The organism is Flavobacterium sp. MDT1-60 (genome assembly GCF_014844035.1).
In the GTDB taxonomy this organism is placed as follows: domain Bacteria; phylum Bacteroidota; class Bacteroidia; order Flavobacteriales; family Flavobacteriaceae; genus Flavobacterium.
The window spans coordinates 1,329,546-1,347,298 of the sequence record NZ_CP062159.1 but is presented as its reverse complement, the minus strand read 5'-3'; the positions used below and the strand labels follow the sequence as shown (position 1 = coordinate 1,347,298).

General features: G+C 33.4%; 18 protein-coding genes. 11 read left to right on the top strand and 7 right to left on the bottom strand.

The features are described from left to right. The first annotated feature begins 13 nt into the window (after positions 1-13). From IHE43_RS05520 to IHE43_RS05505, 4 genes are all read left to right on the top strand, one after another. Complete coding sequence (locus IHE43_RS05520) at positions 14-361, top strand: hypothetical protein (protein ID WP_192187048.1); 348 nt, start codon at positions 14-16, stop codon at positions 359-361. Positions 362-379: 18 nt separating this feature from the next. After that, complete coding sequence (locus IHE43_RS05515) at positions 380-766, top strand: hypothetical protein (RefSeq protein ID WP_192187047.1); 387 nt, start codon at positions 380-382, stop codon at positions 764-766. A 110-nt stretch (positions 767-876) separates the two neighbouring features. Further along, positions 877-1,788 carry a TIGR01777 family oxidoreductase gene (locus IHE43_RS05510; protein ID WP_192187046.1) on the top strand — a complete coding sequence of 304 codons (912 nt, stop codon included), beginning with the start codon at positions 877-879 and terminating at the stop codon, positions 1,786-1,788. Between the two features lie 203 nt (positions 1,789-1,991). Further along, the gene (locus IHE43_RS05505) at positions 1,992-2,441 is read left to right on the top strand and encodes an SRPBCC family protein (protein ID WP_192187045.1); all 450 of its coding nucleotides are present in this window, start codon (positions 1,992-1,994) and stop codon (positions 2,439-2,441) included. On the opposite strand, the gene IHE43_RS05500 is transcribed toward IHE43_RS05505, so the two are convergent. Together IHE43_RS05500 and IHE43_RS05495 are read right to left on the bottom strand one after the other, a co-directional pair. After that, a complete protein-coding gene (locus tag IHE43_RS05500; RefSeq protein WP_192187044.1) occupies positions 2,438-2,863 on the bottom strand; it encodes a hypothetical protein in 426 nt (141 codons plus the stop codon). The two genes, IHE43_RS05505 and IHE43_RS05500, sit on opposite strands and share 4 nt — an antisense overlap. Positions 2,864-2,900: 37 nt before the next feature. Next, on the bottom strand, positions 2,901-3,707 hold the full coding sequence (locus IHE43_RS05495; RefSeq protein ID WP_192187043.1) for a hypothetical protein: 807 nt from the start codon (positions 3,705-3,707) through the stop codon (positions 2,901-2,903). Between the two features lie 216 nt (positions 3,708-3,923). Here IHE43_RS05495 and gcvP point away from each other — a divergent pair, with 216 nt between their 5' ends. From gcvP to IHE43_RS05465, 6 genes are all read left to right on the top strand, one after another. After that, the gene (gcvP, locus tag IHE43_RS05490; protein ID WP_192187042.1) at positions 3,924-6,773 is read left to right on the top strand and encodes an aminomethyl-transferring glycine dehydrogenase; all 2,850 of its coding nucleotides are present in this window, start codon (positions 3,924-3,926) and stop codon (positions 6,771-6,773) included. A gap of 655 nt (positions 6,774-7,428) precedes the next feature. Next, positions 7,429-8,487, top strand: coding sequence for a 3-oxoacyl-ACP synthase III family protein (locus IHE43_RS05485; RefSeq protein ID WP_192187041.1), 1,059 nt, complete (start codon positions 7,429-7,431; stop codon positions 8,485-8,487). Positions 8,488-8,825: 338 nt separating this feature from the next. Then, positions 8,826-9,353, top strand: a complete 528-nt coding sequence (locus IHE43_RS05480) for a methyltransferase (RefSeq protein WP_192187040.1) — start codon at positions 8,826-8,828, stop codon at positions 9,351-9,353. Positions 9,354-9,507: 154 nt separating this feature from the next. Then, on the top strand, positions 9,508-10,356 hold the full coding sequence (locus tag IHE43_RS05475; RefSeq protein ID WP_192187039.1) for a glycosyltransferase family 2 protein: 849 nt from the start codon (positions 9,508-9,510) through the stop codon (positions 10,354-10,356). 80 nt (positions 10,357-10,436) lie between these two features. Beyond that, the gene (locus IHE43_RS05470) at positions 10,437-11,183 is read left to right on the top strand and encodes an ABC transporter permease (protein ID WP_072974880.1); all 747 of its coding nucleotides are present in this window, start codon (positions 10,437-10,439) and stop codon (positions 11,181-11,183) included. After that, positions 11,183-11,944 (top strand): ABC transporter ATP-binding protein, encoded by a 762-nt coding sequence (locus IHE43_RS05465; protein WP_192187038.1) that lies wholly within the window; start codon positions 11,183-11,185, stop codon positions 11,942-11,944. The genes IHE43_RS05470 and IHE43_RS05465 overlap by 1 nt, the downstream gene beginning before the upstream one ends. A gap of 97 nt (positions 11,945-12,041) precedes the next feature. Here the strand turns inward: IHE43_RS05465 and IHE43_RS05460 are convergent, their stop codons facing one another. The 5 genes from IHE43_RS05460 to IHE43_RS05440 form a co-directional block, all read right to left on the bottom strand. Beyond that, on the bottom strand, positions 12,042-12,755 hold the full coding sequence (locus tag IHE43_RS05460) for a hypothetical protein (RefSeq protein WP_192187037.1): 714 nt from the start codon (positions 12,753-12,755) through the stop codon (positions 12,042-12,044). A gap of 179 nt (positions 12,756-12,934) precedes the next feature. After that, positions 12,935-13,537, bottom strand: coding sequence for a SprT-like domain-containing protein (locus tag IHE43_RS05455; protein ID WP_192187036.1), 603 nt, complete (start codon positions 13,535-13,537; stop codon positions 12,935-12,937). 65 nt (positions 13,538-13,602) lie between these two features. Continuing rightward, entirely contained in the window at positions 13,603-14,280 is a 678-nt protein-coding gene (locus IHE43_RS05450) for an SDR family oxidoreductase (RefSeq protein WP_192187035.1), read from the bottom strand. Positions 14,281-14,401: 121 nt separating this feature from the next. Further along, positions 14,402-15,379 carry a M20/M25/M40 family metallo-hydrolase gene (locus tag IHE43_RS05445; RefSeq protein WP_192187034.1) on the bottom strand — a complete coding sequence of 326 codons (978 nt, stop codon included), beginning with the start codon at positions 15,377-15,379 and terminating at the stop codon, positions 14,402-14,404. A 143-nt stretch (positions 15,380-15,522) separates the two neighbouring features. Next, the gene (locus IHE43_RS05440) at positions 15,523-16,665 is read right to left on the bottom strand and encodes an acyl-CoA dehydrogenase (RefSeq protein WP_192187033.1); all 1,143 of its coding nucleotides are present in this window, start codon (positions 16,663-16,665) and stop codon (positions 15,523-15,525) included. A 485-nt stretch (positions 16,666-17,150) separates the two neighbouring features. Between IHE43_RS05440 and IHE43_RS05435 the strand changes: the two genes are divergently transcribed. After that, on the top strand, positions 17,151-17,726 hold the full coding sequence (locus IHE43_RS05435; protein WP_192187032.1) for a chalcone isomerase family protein: 576 nt from the start codon (positions 17,151-17,153) through the stop codon (positions 17,724-17,726). The last annotated feature ends 27 nt before the right edge of the window (positions 17,727-17,753 follow it).

The following is a 17,753-nucleotide window of genomic DNA, read 5'->3' as shown; positions in this document are numbered from 1 at the left end:
AAAAATAATCGTCATGAACCTCAACATCATTGGATACTTTATGTACCTCGCCATTACGATTTTTATCATTTTGAAAGTTGGAAAAATATGCTACAAGAACGGAAACATTTATGTAGCAGAACTCATTCCAAATCATGCCGATATCTGTCAAAAAATAAATCAGGTTTTGCTTTTGGCTTATTACCTTCTCAACATTGGTTATTGTGCAATGACTTTAATTTCCTGGCAAAAGATATCAACCTTACCCAATCTTGTAGAAACAATCGGGATAAAAACTGCAATCATCATTTTCATCATTTCGATATTACATTATCTCAACATCATTATTCTAACCAAGTACATTCATAAATTAATTAAATAACATCTTAAATTAAATATCATGGAAACTACAAAAATCTTAATCGGTTACGCCATTTATCTACCAATTGCTTTATTCCTTACTTATTATGTTTCTAAAACACTTTTTAAAAATGGAAAAATCTTTATGCTTGACATTTTTAAAGGTCGAGAAGATATTGCAGAAGCAACTAACAAACTTTTTGAAACCGGATTTTATCTTTTAAATATTGGCTTTGCTCTAATGATTCTGGAAATGCACTTATATGACAACAATTATCAGGAATTGATCGAAAGATTAAGCTACAAAATTGGAGGATTTTCTATCTATCTTGGTATCATGTTATTCTTCAACTTATATTTTTTCTTTAGAGGAAAAAGAAAAGCAAAAGAAGTACAACAAGAAGAAAGACTAGTTTTTAAAGCATAATTTTTTACTAAAAGTTTTGCCACGAATTACACAAATTTTCACGAATTACTTTCCAAATTGACTATATAAATTAGTGAAAATTTGTGTAATTCGTGGCTAAAAAAAACAAAATGAAAAAACTCATAATCGCAGCCGGAACAGGTTTTTTAGGACAAGTTTTAGTCAATCACTTCAAAAATAAATTTGAAGAAATCGTAATTCTGACCCGAGGAAAATCTCAAATAATTGATGGGATAAAATATGTAAACTGGAATGTCACAACTTTTTCTGGTTGGGAAACCGAATTAGAAAACGCAACGGTTTTAATCAATCTCGCTGGAAAATCTGTTGATTGCCGATATACTAAAAAGAACAAAAAAGAAATTTTATTATCTCGAATTGAAAGCACGAAGATTTTGAACAAAGCTGTTTTAAACTGTCAAAATCCACCGAAACATTGGCTGAATTCATCAACTTCAACAATTTATCGTTTTTCTTTAGACAAACAAATGGATGAAATTGATGGCGAAATCGGAAATGACTTTTCTATAAATGTTGCCCTTTCCTGGGAAAAAGCATTCTTTAAAACCGAAACGCCAAAGACTTTAAAAACCGCTTTGCGAACTTCAATTGTCTTAGGAAAAAACGGGGGAGCTTTTATTCCATTAAAGACTTTGGCAAAGATTGGTTTTGGAGGAAAACAAGGAAAAGGAAATCAATTTATAAGCTGGATTCATGAAGAAGATTTTGCCAATGCAATTGATTTTATTATTCAGAAAGAAATAACCGGAGTTATAAATGTTGTTTCTCCAGAACCAATTCCAAATTCTGATTTTATGATCAAACTTCGAAAAGCAGTTGGTTTTCCATTCGGAATTCCGATGAACACTTTCTTATTAGAAATTGGATCTTTTTTCATTCGGACGGAAACTGAATTAGTTTTGAAAAGCAGAAATGTGATTCCGAAACGACTTTTAGAGAATGGATTTAAATTTAAGTTTGGAAATATTGATAATGCTTTTGAAAATTTGTTAAGCAAATGATTTATTATTTTCCGGTAGCTCCAGAGGAGCGTAATATTTATAGAAAAACATAAAATTGTGTCGTTCATTTAAGCTCCAGCGGAGCGACACCTTTGGTTTCTAATTATTCTTAGAACATTTCACCCCGCCGGGGTTTTATTCCTGTAGCACTTACAAATCTATAAATATGGCGTCCTGCTGGGACTTAATATCTAATTAGTCAAATGACAACGATAAACCTCACAACAAAAATAAAAGCATCAAAACAAATCGTTTTCGATGCTTCAAGAAATATCGACATTCATCAACAATCTGCAAGTAAATCAAAAGAAAAAGCAATTGCCGGAACACAATCAGGATTAATAAATTTAAATGAAACAGTAACCTGGCGTGGCAAACATTTCGGATTTTATCTTACTCATAAAAGCAGAATCACAACAATGAAGCTGCATGATTATTTTGTGGATGAAATGGAACGCGGTAAATTCAAAACCTTCAAACATGAACATTTTTTTGAAGAAGAAAACGGAATCACAATCATGAAAGACAAATTGCAATATGAAACGCCTTTTGGAATGTTTGGAGAATTATTTGACATTTTATTTCTCGAAAAACATTTGCTTAAATTTCTCTTAGAAAGAAACAAAACCTTAAAAGAAGTTTGTGAAATCTAATTATCATCATCCAAAGTAATAATCTCATCTTCGATACCGCCTTTTTTGAAGAAAAAATCATGGATTAAAAAAACAGTAAAAGTGTTAACCAAAAGATGCGCCATATAAGTATAGAAATTCATTGGCACAAAATGGCTATAAATCAAAGTGGCCAAAATGGACGTAAGTACCATCATAAAATTTTGATAGTATCTAATAAGTGATTTATTTAAAAAATAAAATACCAGCAGCAATAATCCGAATAAGCGGTTAAGCAAACCAACAAAAAGAATAGAAAGTCCGCATACCAAAACTGACATTCCAAGATAAGAACCGATAATGAACGGCCAAATAAAAGCCAGAAAAAACATCCATGCGAAGAAAAACAAAATAAATTGCGGTTGTGTAAATTTCATTCCAAAAAAAGAAACATCTTTTTGCATATAGACCTATTTATTTTCAAATATAGGATTAAAAACCTTAAAGAAAAACAATCATAAGCCACCAAAAAATCGGAACACTTTCGACCCAAAAAGAAGTGTAATATTTAGAACGATTTGGGTTCGCAAATGCTATAAATAGCATGAGCATAATTACCATGATAAGGTTTATGAAAAGTTCATGAAACGTAAAGCTTAATATACCCACAATCCAAAACGGAATCAATAATAAAAAACCTAAAACTTTGGTTTTTCTAACTCCAATTGTTTGCGGAACGGTTTTTAAATGCGGGTCATCATTTGCCAGATCCAAAATTTCAAAAACCAAAATCAGCACAAAAACCAATACGAAACGCTGAATACATTTGATAAAGAAGTTAGCTGTAAAAGGTATCTCGGCATTTATTAAAGGCAAAACTAGTGTCGCTCCAACCCAACAAAGTGCAACAATATAAATTTTTACACCGGCCCAATTTCTGGCATTTTTACGATTCGGAAAAAACGGAAGTGTATAAAGTGCCGTTACCGCAAATATCCCAACAGAAACAATTTGAGTAATTCGTTGTAAGTGGAAAAAATAATAGCCAACCAAAATCAGCGAAACGAAACTTAAAACGGCTATAATTTTCAGCTGAATTCCGATCGGTTTTTTTTTAACACGAACTAATGCATCATATTTAACAAAATTATATCCCACAATTGTTCCGAAAAAAACGAACAACGCCATGGCTTCATCATACTGAATATGAAACACATGAAACGTAACCCTCACCAAAGCATAACACGATAAAGCCACATGAATACTGCTATTCAGGTAAAAATCTAATATCTGTTTCAAAAATTTCATATCTCAAATCTAATCAATTAGTAACAAATCAACTCTTTGGTTATAAATTTCATAAAAATTGAAGTTAAAAATACCCATTAAATTATTAATAATACTTAATTTTGCGCCACAAAAAAACAACACATTTACTATAAAATGTAATAAACCTTTGTAATTCGTGATTAATTGGGAATTTACATTGCTAATTACATTGACTAAAAAACTAGATAGCTACAAATGAGAACAGATGCTTTTGCTTTAAGACACATTGGCCCAAGAGAAACAGATCTTCAACACATGTTACAAACAATTGGTGTTGAATCTATTGAACAACTTGTTTATGAAACCCTTCCGGACGATATTCGTTTAAAAGCGCCTTTGAATTTAGATCCTGCAATGACAGAGTACGAATTCGCAAATCATATACAGGAATTAGGAAAGAAAAATAAAGTATTCAAATCCTATATTGGTTTAGGATATCATCCAACTATCGTTCCTGCTCCAATTCAAAGAAATATCTTCGAAAATCCAGGATGGTATACAGCCTACACACCTTATCAGGCAGAAATTGCTCAAGGTCGTCTTGAAGCTATTTTAAATTTCCAAACTACTGTTATTGAATTATCGGGAATGGAAATTGCCAATGCTTCTTTACTTGACGAAGGTACAGCTGCTGCTGAAGCAATGTCTTTATTATTTGATGTTCGTACACGTGACCAAAAGAAAAACAACACAAACAAATTCTTCGTTTCTGAAGAAATTTTACCACAAACTTTATCAATATTGCAAACACGTTCAACTCCAGTTGGAATTGAATTAGTCGTTGGAAATCACGAAACCTTTGATTTTTCAAATGAGTTCTTCGGAGCGATTTTACAATATCCAGGAAAATATGGTCAGGTAAACGATTATACTGCTTTTGTTGCTAAAGCAAAAGAAAATGAAATCAAAGTAGCCTTTGCTGCTGATATTTTATCATTAGCTACCTTAACTTCTCCAGGAGAAATGGGAGCAGCAGTAGTTGTTGGAACTACACAGCGTTTTGGTGTACCAATGGGTTATGGTGGTCCGCACGCTGCTTATTTTGCAACTAAGGAAGAATACAAACGATCTATGCCAGGTCGTATTATCGGAGTTTCTATCGATGTTAATGGGAATCGCGCTTTACGTATGGCCCTAGGAACTCGTGAGCAGCACATTAAACGTGAAAAAGCAACTTCAAATATTTGTACAGCTCAGGTTTTATTAGCCGTTATGGCCGGAATGTATGCTGTATACCACGGACCAAAAGGATTACAATACATTGCAGGCAAAGTTCACGCATCGGCGGTTACTACTGCTGAAGCTTTAAATAAATTAGGAGTTTACCAAACCAATACGGCTTACTTTGATACCATTTTGGTAAAAGCAGACGCTAAAAAAGTAAAAGCTATAGCCGAGAAAAACGAAGTAAACTTCTTCTATGTTGATGCCGATACAATTTCTATCTCATTCAACGAAACAACTTCAATTGCCGACATCAACCAAATTATTGCCATTTTTGCTGAAGCTTTAGGAAAAGAAACTTTTACCGTTTCTGAATTAACTGCTGCAAGTCAATTGCCTGCTTCATTAGAAAGAACGTCTTCTTTCTTAACGCATGATGTATTCAACAATCATCATTCAGAAAGTCAGATAATGCGTTACATCAAAAAATTAGAGCGAAAAGATTTATCATTGAATCATTCGATGATTTCATTAGGTTCTTGTACGATGAAATTAAACGCAGCTTCAGAAATGCTGCCTTTATCAATGCCAAACTGGAACAGCATTCACCCTTTTGCACCAGTAGAGCAAGCTGAAGGTTATATCACGATGCTTAAAAAATTAGAAGAGCAATTAAATGTAATTACCGGATTTGCCGGAACAACATTGCAGCCTAACTCAGGAGCTCAGGGAGAATATGCTGGTTTAATGGCTATCCGTGCTTACCATTTGTCAAGAAACGAAGGTCACCGTAATGTATGTTTAATCCCTTCATCAGCTCACGGAACCAATCCTGCTTCTGCAGCGATGGCCGGAATGAAAATCATTGTTACTAAAACTACTCCGGAAGGAAACATTGATGTAGAAGATTTAAGAGAAAAAGCGATTGAACATAAAGATGATTTATCTTGTTTAATGGTAACTTATCCTTCAACTCACGGAGTTTTCGAATCTTCAATTATTGAAATTACTAAGTTAATCCACGACAATGGCGGATTAGTATATATGGATGGTGCCAACATGAATGCTCAGGTAGGCTTAACCAACCCGGCTACTATTGGCGCTGACGTTTGTCACTTAAACTTACACAAAACATTCGCTATTCCTCACGGAGGAGGAGGGCCTGGAGTTGGACCAATCTGTGTGAACGAAAAACTAGTTCCATTTTTACCAACAAACCCAATCTTAAAAGTAGGAGGCGAACAAGCTATTACAGCTATTTCATCTGCACCTTATGGGTCGGCTTTAGTTTGTTTAATTTCTTACGGTTACATCACAATGATGGGTGCTGAAGGATTAAAAAGTGCTACAGAGCATGCTATTTTGAATGCTAACTACATGAAAGCCCGTTTCGAAGGACACTACCCAATTCTTTATACAGGAGAATGCGGAAGAGCCGCTCACGAAATGATTTTAGATTGTCGTTCCTTTAAAGAAAATGGAATTGAAGTTGGTGATATCGCTAAGCGTTTGATGGATTATGGTTTCCACGCTCCTACTGTTTCTTTCCCTGTAGCCGGAACTTTAATGATTGAACCTACTGAATCTGAAGATTTAGCAGAATTAGATCGTTTTTGTGATGCTCTTATTTCAATTAGAAAAGAAATTGAAGCCGCAACAGCCGATGATAAAAACAACGTATTAAAAAATGCACCTCATACATTGGCAATGTTAACTACTGATTCCTGGGATTTCCCTTACACTAGAGAAAAAGCAGCTTACCCATTAGAATACATTGCTGAAAATAAATTTTGGCCATCAGTTCGTCGTGTAGATGATGCATACGGTGACAGAAATTTAGTTTGCAGCTGTGCTCCTATCGAAGCTTACATGGAAAACTAAGAAATACGTTTTCTTATAAATATTCAGAACCCGACAAGTTATTGAGACCTGTCGGGTTTTCTGTTTTAAACCCCAATTTTCAAATTCCAAATTCCAAATTTCTAAAATCTAAAATCTAAAATCTAAAATAATTAGGGCGTGCCAGTATTTAAAAAAAGGCCAAATCAACTTTGCGCTTATGAGGCCTTTTCTTAAATACTGTCGGGCTATCCGGGCTACTTCGGTAGCTTCCTACTATCCCTCACGCGGAAGAAGAGAATGTAGAAGAAAGAGGAAAGAAGATAAATTAAAGGAGAAGTAGCCATAAAGTATGTCATTCCGAGGAACGAGGAATCCCCGCAAGTAGCTCCGTTCCTAATAGCAAATCTTTGCCGAGTTTCTCTAGGGGATTCCTCGTTCCTCGGAATGATAATATTGCGAATTATGCATTATGCAAAAACTTGAAACTTGAAACCTGAAACAAAAAAACTTTCCTCAAAATTCCATTTCAAACGTTTGAAATCTTGGTAAAACTTTAAATTCATTAAAAAATATATAATATATCAACAAAAAAATTTGTTATTTGATAATTATATGCACGCATAGTATTTTTTATGACAGTTATCATAATTTTTTATATAATTTAGCAATAAATTTATCGGATAATTAAGGAATAATGAAAATAAAAATAATAGGTATAGGAAGTTATATTCCTAATAAGACAGTAAGCAATACTGATTTTGACAAACATGTATTTTTAAATGAAGACGGAACTCCTTTTGGTTACCCAAATGAAGTTGTAATTAAAAAATTCAAAGGCATCACCGGAATCGAAAACCGCCGCTATGCTGAAACTCAACATAACGCCTCAGATTTAGCTTTTTTTGCCGCCGAAAAAGCAATTGAAAACGCAGGAATCGATCGCGAAACTTTAGATTATATCATTTTTGCCCACAACTTTGGAGATGTAAAATCTGGAACACATCAAACTGATATTTTACCGAGTTTAGCAACTCGTGTTAAAAATAAATTGGATATTAAAAACCCTCAATGTGTAGCTTACGATATTCTTTTTGGATGTCCGGGCTGGATTGAAGGTGTTCTTCAAGCCAACGCATTCATCAAATCCGGAATGGCAAAGAGAGTTTTGGTTATTGGAGCTGAAACTTTATCAAGAGTTGTTGACGATCACGATCGTGATTCAATGATTTATTCTGATGGTGCAGGTGCTTCAATTTTAGAAGGAACAGAAGGCGAATCTGGATTATTATCTTATGAAAGTGCTACTTTCGCAAATGAAGAAGCTAATTTTCTTTACTTCGGAAAATCATACAATCCAGATTTAGATCCGGACATCAAATACATTAAAATGTACGGTCGTAAGATTTACGAATTTGCTTTAAGCCAGGTTCCGTGTGCAATGAAGAACTGTTTAGACAAAAGCGGTATCGGTATCGACGAAGTGAAAAAAATCTTAATCCACCAGGCTAATGAAAAAATGGACGAAGCGATTATCGAACGTTTCTATAAATTATATGACAAAACAGCGCCGAAAGATATTATGCCAATGAGCATTCATGATTTAGGCAACAGCAGTGTTGCAACAGTACCAACATTATACGATCTGATCCTAAAAGGGAAAATTGAAGGTCATGAAATCAACAAAGGCGATGTTATCATTTTTGCTTCGGTTGGAGCCGGAATGAACGTTAATGCTTTTGTATACCGCCATTAGTCCAGAATTAATAAGTCCCATTGGGACGTTATATTTATAGATTACACAATTAAATTTTCAAAAAGCCCCATAGGGGCGGAAATCTTAGTTTGCTAAAAAATATCGCTAAGATGGAGCTTTAAAATTGCTGCTCAAAATGGCTATAAATATTACGCTCTTCCAGAGCTATAATTAATCATATAAAAATTATACAAGTCCGCATTTAAAACAACATTTTAAATGCGGACTTTTCATTTTTCATTCAAATTAAAAAACGTAAAAAAGAAGTAATCTTTGTATATTTGCGACCTAATATAAAATCAAGAACGACAGCTTGCTTCGTTCCTCGCAAAGACACTATGTACGAAAAAACGTTTCCGAATAAAAGATTCAAACTTACTTTAGAATTTTTACAAAAGCACGTTAGCACATCAGAAACCATTTTTGATTTTGGTGTACCAAATCCGTTTTCTAAAATAATGGAAGAAAATGGTTATACCGTAAAAAACACAAAAGGAGAAGATTTAGACAACGATCAAACCGCTTTACAAACAGAGAAATATACTGTTTTCACAGCATTTGAAATTTTCGAACATTTGCTAAACCCGTACACCATTCTAGAAAACGTAAAATGTGATAAGTTGTTAATTTCAATTCCATTACGTTTATGGTTTTCACCAGCATACCGTTCTAAAACAGATATGTGGGACAGACATTATCATGAATTTGAAGACTGGCAACTAGACTGGCTTTTAGAAAAAACAGGTTGGAAAATAACGGATCGCCAAAAATTTACTCACCCGGTAAAAAAGTTTGGATTCAGACCTTTATTAAGATATTTCACGCCGAGATATTATATCGTGGTAGCCGAAAAAGTTAAAGCATAACAAATCCCAATATTTAAATTCCAAATTCCAATTACCTTGGGAAATCTCAAAAAACAAATTTCAAATTCCAATTTAATCCCTATCGGTAAGAATTGGAATTTGGAATTTAAAAATTGGAATTTATTTTAAATGATTGGAATTTAAATTGAAAATTATGAAATACTACATCGTCATTCCGGCTCATAACGAGCAAGATTTAATTGGCCTGACTTTACAATCTTTGGTTTCGCAAACGGTTTTGCCTTCAAAAATTGTAGTTGTAAACGACAATTCTACAGATAAAACAGAAGAAGTTGTTTTGGGTTTTGCCAAAGACAATCCGTATATTTCTGTAGTAAACAAAACTTCAGACGCAATACATATGCCGGGAAGCAAAGTGATTCAGGCTTTTCAAAAAGGTTTTGAAACTTTGGATGCTGAATACGATATTATTGTAAAAATTGACGGTGATTTAATTTTTCCTCCCATCTACTTCGAAACAATTATCAAACACTTTGAATCCGATCCAAAAATCGGAATGGCGGGTGGATTCTGTTATATTGAAAAAAATGGTGATTGGGTTTTAGAAAACCTAACTGACAAAGACCATATTCGTGGTGCATTAAAAGCGTACCGAAAAGCAACTTTTCAACAAATTGGAGGTTTAAAACCGGCTATGGGCTGGGATACGGTAGACGAATTGCTTTGTAAATATTATGACTGGAAAGTTGTTACAGATGAATCTTTGCATGTAAAACATCTTAAACCAACAGGTGCAAATTATAATAAAACAGCACGTTACAAACAAGGAGAAGCTTTTTATACTTTAGGATACGGTTTCTGGATTACAGCAATTGCTTCGGCAAAACTGGCTATGATGAAGAAAAAACCTTTTTTGTTTCTGGACTACATCAAAGGATTCTGGAAAGCTAAAAATGCTAAAACTCCTTTATTAGTAACCCCTGAACAAGCTAAATTTATTAGAAATTATCGTTTCAAAAAAATGAAAGAAAAGTTAATTTGATTCGGAAAACACCCGAAAATCATTAACTCATAACCCAAAACTCGTAACTTCTTTTTACCTTAGCCAATATTTCAAAAACTATGATGCTAATTCGTTATTTATCTCAAATAGGAAGATATTTTTTAATGTTGAAAGAAATTTTCAATAAACAGACTAAATGGTCTGTTATGAAAAAATTGATTTTTAAAGAAATCGATGATCTAATAATCGACTCTCTTGGCATCGTTTGCTTTATCTCTTTTTTTATAGGAGGAGTTGTCGCCATTCAAACCGCACTAAACTTAACCAATCCTTTAATTCCAAAATACTTAATTGGTTTTGCTACACGTCAATCTGTAATTTTGGAGTTTGCTCCTACTTTTATTTCGGTAATTATGGCCGGAAAAATGGGATCTTACATTACTTCGAGTATTGGAACAATGCGCGTTACGGAACAAATTGATGCTTTAGAAGTAATGGGAGTTAATTCATTAAATTATCTTGTGTTTCCAAAAATAGTAGCCTTATTAATGTATCCTTTTGTAATTGGAATTAGTATGTTTTTGGGTATTTTTGGTGGATGGCTCGCTTGTGCTTATGGAGGTTTTTCTACCAGTCAGGACTTTATTCAGGGTGCTCAAATGGAATTTATTCCTTTTCATATTACATATGCTTTCATTAAAACTTTAATTTTTGCCATGTTATTAGCTACAATTCCATCTTTTCATGGATATTACATGAAAGGTGGAGCACTTGAAGTTGGTAAAGCTAGTACAGTATCATTTGTATGGACATCTGTTTGTATTATTCTTTTTAATTATATATTAACTCAATTATTATTAGGATAATGATCGAAGTAAAAAACATAGAAAAATCATTTGGTGACAGTAGAGTTTTAAAAGGCGTTTCGACCGTTTTTGAAACTGGAAAAACCAACCTGATTATTGGACAAAGTGGATCCGGAAAAACCGTTTTATTAAAAACGTTGTTAGGAATCCACACACCGGATTCGGGGACAATTGAGTTTGACGGACGCGTTTATTCTGATTTAAATCCGGATGAGAAAAGAGAATTAAGAACGGAGATTGGAATGGTTTTTCAGGGAAGTGCTTTATTTGATTCGATGACCGTTGAAGAAAATGTCGCTTTCCCGTTAAGAATGTTCACCAACGACAACAGGGCTAAAATAAAAGAACGCGTTGACTTTGTATTAGAGAGAGTTAATCTTGTTGATGCACATAAAAAATTACCTTCTGAAATCTCAGGAGGAATGCAGAAACGTGTGGCAATTGCACGCGCGATTGTAAATAATCCAAAATACTTATTTTGTGATGAACCTAACTCAGGTCTGGATCCAAATACGTCAACTTTAATTGATAATTTGATTAAAGAAATTACGGAAGAATACAATATTACAACCGTAATCAACACACACGACATGAACTCCGTAATGGAAATTGGAGAAAACATTGTCTTCCTGAAAAAAGGTGTGAAAGCCTGGCAGGGAACTAAAGAAGAAATATTTAGAACAGACAATAAAGATATTGTGAAGTTTGTTTATTCTTCAAACTTGTTTAAAAAAGTAAGAGAAGCTTATTTGAAAGGGTAAAACTTTTTAAAATTTCAATAAAAAAATCCCAAATTCCAATTAAAAGTTGGGATTTGGGATTTACTTTTTACTCTATATTTAAATCAAAGTTTACTTCTCATTTAAAATCAGCTTCCTGAACGGTAATGGTCTGATATGTCATTTCCTTAACGTTACTTGCAGGAAACTCAAAAGTTGCGCGCTGTCCAACCCCATTTTTTATCCTAAAGAGCGTAACTGTCTCCTTATTGTAACGTTGTATATAAATTGTTTGTTCAAAAGTTCCATTAGCAGTCAAATCATTTAAATTGAATCCACGGGTATATTCATGAGAAATTCGTACGGGAAACGTTTCAACATTGTTTACCTTAAAAGTTATTTGGCATGGATATAATCTTATTAGATCATCAGAATTAAACTCAAATTGTTTACCAATAAAAGTCATGTCATTTGCCTCCTGTGTAATAGAAGTATAAAATTCTAAAAATATTATCTGTGGTTCATGTGGTTTTACTTCTTCACCAATGACCAAGTCATAAAAATTTCCTTTTCCACTTGTTTTAAAAACAAAATCATAATTACCATTCATGTTTGTATAAGTCGAATCAACCCAATCTATAAATTCATAATCTTCAGAAGATACAATATAACTACCAGTATTTGTTACCTTATATTCAGCTACTTTAATTTTTAAATTGGAAATTGGCTCACCATGATCATCTTTAATTACACCAAAAACCTTGGTTTCAATTCCGGATTTAATTAAAACAGGATCTTTTTTGCACCCTACTATTGTAAACAACAAAACAAAAAGAAGAAGTGTATTTCTCATAAAGATAGTTTTTCTAAAAATACAATAATTTTTATAAACACCAGACAATCCACGTATTAAGATTATATAAATCCAAATTCCAATAAAAAAATCCCAAATTCCAAATCTTGAAAAATTGGAATTTGGAATTTAAAATATTGGGATTTTTTTATTATTGGGATTTCTTTTTTGGAATTTTTTTATTGAACATTTATCAATTCAACTTCAGCATTCGGATTAAAAAGATACGTTTTACCTGAACTGATTTCGATACATTCAAAACGTTTGGTCCGAACGGCTAATTTCTTAAAAATTTTACCATTTTTAATTCTGAAAACACTTCCGTACGGAATTTCAAAAATATAGTTCTTATCATTCTCCGCATCGTATTGTTTCAAAGACAAAGACAAAGTAGTATCGGTATCACTACTTGCAGATGGGTTTTTAAAATGCCTTGCTAACAAAGGTAATAACTGACCTGGAAATATTTCGGGCCGTATAAACGGAACCATCAAACGTTGAAATGTAAATTTCCATTCTTCTCCGTGCGGTTTTATATTTCGTCCAAACTTTTCAAAAGCAACCAAATGTGCAATCTCATGAATTAGCGTGATCAAAAAACGATATTTATTTAAACTCGCATTTACCGTGATTTCATGCTTACCAGTATGTCCGCGTCTGTAATCGCCATGACGCGTCTGTCGCTCATTTACGATTTTCAGATGAACCTGATTGGCAACAATCAAATCAAAAACAGGCTTTACAGCGTGTTCCGGTATATATCTTGCGAGTGTTTCGTTCAATTTTTGAAGTTAAATGTTATTTGTTAGAAGTTTAAAATTGGAATTTAAAAACTTGGAATTTCAATTTAAGGGTTTGTTGATGAAACCTCTAAAACCTTTCCGTTAAAATATTTATTCCCATTCAAGGTAAAATCATAAATATAAGTCGCCATTTCTTCAGCAGAAATTGGTGCCTGATAACCCGGAAAAGCTTCATTTAGCATTTCTGTCTGAACGGAGCCTAATGCCAGAACGTTGAACGAAATTCCTTTTTCTTTATATTCTTCGGCTAATAATTCGGTTAAGGTAATAACGGCGCCTTTACTTGAGCTGTAAGCAGCCAATCCGGCAAATTTCAAGCTTCCTCTTACGCCACCAATCGAACTAATCGTCACCACATGACTTCCATTTTGAAGATACGGTAAACAAATTCGGGTAAGATTAGCTACGGCAAAAACATTCACTTTGTAAATACTTTCAAAATCGGCCTGAGTAGTTTCTGCAAATGGTTTCAAAAGCAAAGCTCCTGCATTATGCACTACAGCATCCACTTTTTTCCACGTTGAAGAAAGAAAACGCTCCACTTCCTGCAAAGCACTTTCATCAGACAAATCAACTGAAAGGCAAGTCACATTTTGATGCGCTAAAAGCGTCTCAGGTATTTTTCTCGAAATAGCTAAAACCTGATGTCCGGCATTCGCAAACTGCAAAGCCAATTCATATCCAATTCCTCTACTTGTTCCGGTAACAATAATATTTTTCATATGGAGATACTATTTCTTTTTTAATGGAATATGGAATCGCCATTCTTAGTCCACTTTTTTATTTGGAATCATGGCGATTTCATGAAGCAAAAATAAGCAAATCCAATAAAAAGAAAGATTATTATTTCATCGTAATTTCCTCCGTTGGTGTCGACGAAATTTGCGTAACAGCCGGCAATAATTCTTGTGTAAAAGAAGTCATATGAGGAATATCCATCACTTTAAATTCATCAGAAACATGATGATAAAAATCAAAATTTTCGAAATCAAAAGTACTTATCGACTGGCAAGGCTTTTTGAATGCTTCATAAAAAGAATAGTTATCAGATCTGTAGAACAATTTATATTCGGCTTCTTTTGGTAAAAAGCCAATCGTATTTTTTCCTGTATATTGATTTATTTTTTCTGCCATATTCGATTTGTCAAAACCTGTTATGTATGCTAAATAATCACGTTTCATTGGCACACCAACCATTTCAATATTCAATTGGGTATAAATATTAAAATCTTGTTTTTTTAATTTCTCAACTAAACTTTTAGATCCTAAAAGTCCTTTTTCTTCTCCGGCAAAAAACACAAAAAGAATACTGCGCTTGTTCGATTTTGTCTCTGAAAAATATTTGGCGAGCTGTGCTACAACCGTTACTCCAGAGGCATCATCATTTGCACCGTTGTTAATTACATCAGCCTGCTTTTTTTTCTCCACACCAATATGATCATAATGCGCACTTAAAACCACAAATTCTTTTTTTAGAACGGGATCGCTTCCTTCTAAAACCCCAACAATATTATAGGCCGGTGATTTAAAATTGGTCAACGTATCACGATAGGTTTTAAAATAAGGTTTTACATTATTCTTATTAAAGAAATCTTCTAAAAAAAAAGCTGCCTTTTCAATTCCTTTCGTTCCGGTTTCACGGCCTTCCAATTCATCTGAAGAAAGGTATTTTAAGAAATCCGAAACTTCGGATTCTTTTACTTTATAGGTAATCTCTAAAGGTTTTGAATCTGATTGGGATGATTTTTCGGTTGCCGCAGAAGGATTCGATTTACAACTCAATAAAACTAACGGAAAAAGAATAAAGGAAAGTCTTTTCATAAGAATACAATTGAATTAATACATTTTAATAGAGAAAGTTATGGTTTTAAAAGTACGACCTTCTAAGACGTAAAAAAAATAATTACAAAAAAACCCTTTCGAGCCAAAAGCTGAAAGGGTATTTTATATAATGATCTTAAAAATTATCCTGCGATAACAGATCTTGAAATTACAATTTTTTGAATTTCAGAAGTTCCTTCGTAAATCTGAGTAATTTTAGCGTCACGCATAAATCGTTCAACGTGATATTCTTTTACGTAACCGTTACCACCATGAATCTGAACCGCTTCAACAGCCGTATCCATTGCTACTTGCGAAGCAAATAATTTTGCCATCGCTCCACTTACATCATAGTTTTTATTTTGATCTTTATCCCAGGCCGCTTTCATACACAAATGACGCGCCGCTTCGATATTAACCGCCATGTCTGCCAATTTAAAAGCAATTGCCTGGTGATTACAGATTTCTGTTCCGAAAGCTTTACGTTCTTTAGAATATTTCAAAGCCAATTCATAAGCACCTGAAGCAATTCCTAAAGCCTGAGAGGCAATTCCGATACGACCTCCGGCAAGTGTTTTCATAGCGAATTTGAATCCAAAACCATCTTCTCCAATTCTGTTTTCTTTTGGAACTTTTACATCACTAAACATTAAAGAGTGTGTATCAGATCCTCGGATTCCCATTTTTTGTTCTTTTGGCCCAATTGAAAAACCTGGCATGTCTTTCGTCATGATCAAAGCATTGATTCCCTTATGCTTTTTCTCTGGATGTGTTTGTGCAATTACCAAATAAACTGAAGCAGTGTTACCGTTCGTAATCCAGTTTTTAGTTCCGTTTACTAAATAGTGATCGCCCATATCAAGAGCAGTAGTTTTTTGAGAAGTAGCATCACTTCCTGCTTCTGGTTCACTTAAGCAAAAGGCACCGTGAATTTCTCCCGAAGCTAAACCCGGTAAATATTTTTGTTTTTGTTCTTCAGTTCCATATTCTTGTAAACCCCAACAAACTAAAGAATTATTTACAGACATTACTACAGAAGCAGATGCATCAACTTTAGAAATTTCTTCCATTGCAATTACATATGAAATTGCATCAAGTCCGCTTCCTCCGTATTTAGGATCAACCATCATTCCCATGAAGCCCAATTGCCCCATTTTTTTTACTTGTTCTGTTGGAAAAATTTGTTTTTCGTCGCGTTCAATAACTCCGGGCAGCAATTCGTTTTGGGCGAAATCTCTGGCTGCTTGCTGAATCATTAAATGCTCTTCGGTAAGATTGAAATCCATAGTCTGTTAGTTTTATTGTTTTTTTTAAAACCAAAATCGAAAAAACTTCGTTAATAGAGATGATTTGGTTTACGTTTTTTTATTTGTTCTTGCTTTTAGTGGCCTCCAAAGATAATTTTTAAAAGTCAAATTAACAATGCACGCATATAAAATTAATAGATCAGCAATAATTACGATAACGTTTTCGTAATAATTCTGATATTTTGACTAAGAGGCATCAATCCTGCAAGGATTCCTTTAAAATTTAAGGATATAATTGCACATAAAAACAGTATTGCTAAAAAAATTTAGTAAAAAATCGTTATGAAAAAGATTAAACAATTCTTAAAACGCGTATTTGTACGTAAAACAACTCTTACTAATTTGATTATTAATCTAATACGTTATAAAAAATCAAAAATTGCAGCAAAAAAACATATGAGAGAACAGCTCAATATTAATAAATTAACATTATTTTTGCCTAAAAATTATTATTTCGACAGCTTATGAAAAAGATTTTACTATTACTTACATTCCTTATCAGCTTACAATTTTCTACGGTTTCTGCACAAGCCACATTAGAAGTAAACGGTGTAACAGTTCCAAGAAAAATTGAAGTACAAAATAAAACAATGCAACTTAACGGTGCTGGCGGAAGATCAAAAATGTGGTTAGAAGTTTATGTTCAGGCTTTGTATTTATCACAACTTAGCCAAGATCCAAAATTCATTATTGATAGTGATACTGAAATGGCAATCAGAATCGAAATTACCTCCTCTATGGTTTCTTCTAACAAATTGACAAAAGCCATGAATACTGGTTTTGAGAAATCTGCAGGAAGTAATTTGGAAGAATTAAGACCAAGAATTGAACAATTTAAAACACTGTTGAGCGACCCAATTACTGAAAAAGACGTTTTTGTATTATGGTACAACCCATTTGACCAAACTGTAAACGTTATTAAAAATGAAGTTGTAAAAGGAAAAATTCCAGGATTTGATTTCAAAAAAGCATTATTCGGAATTTGGCTTTCTGACAAACCAGTTGACGAAACTTTGAAAAAACACTTACTAGGAATATAATCTCCTATAATTCATAAAATTTTAAAG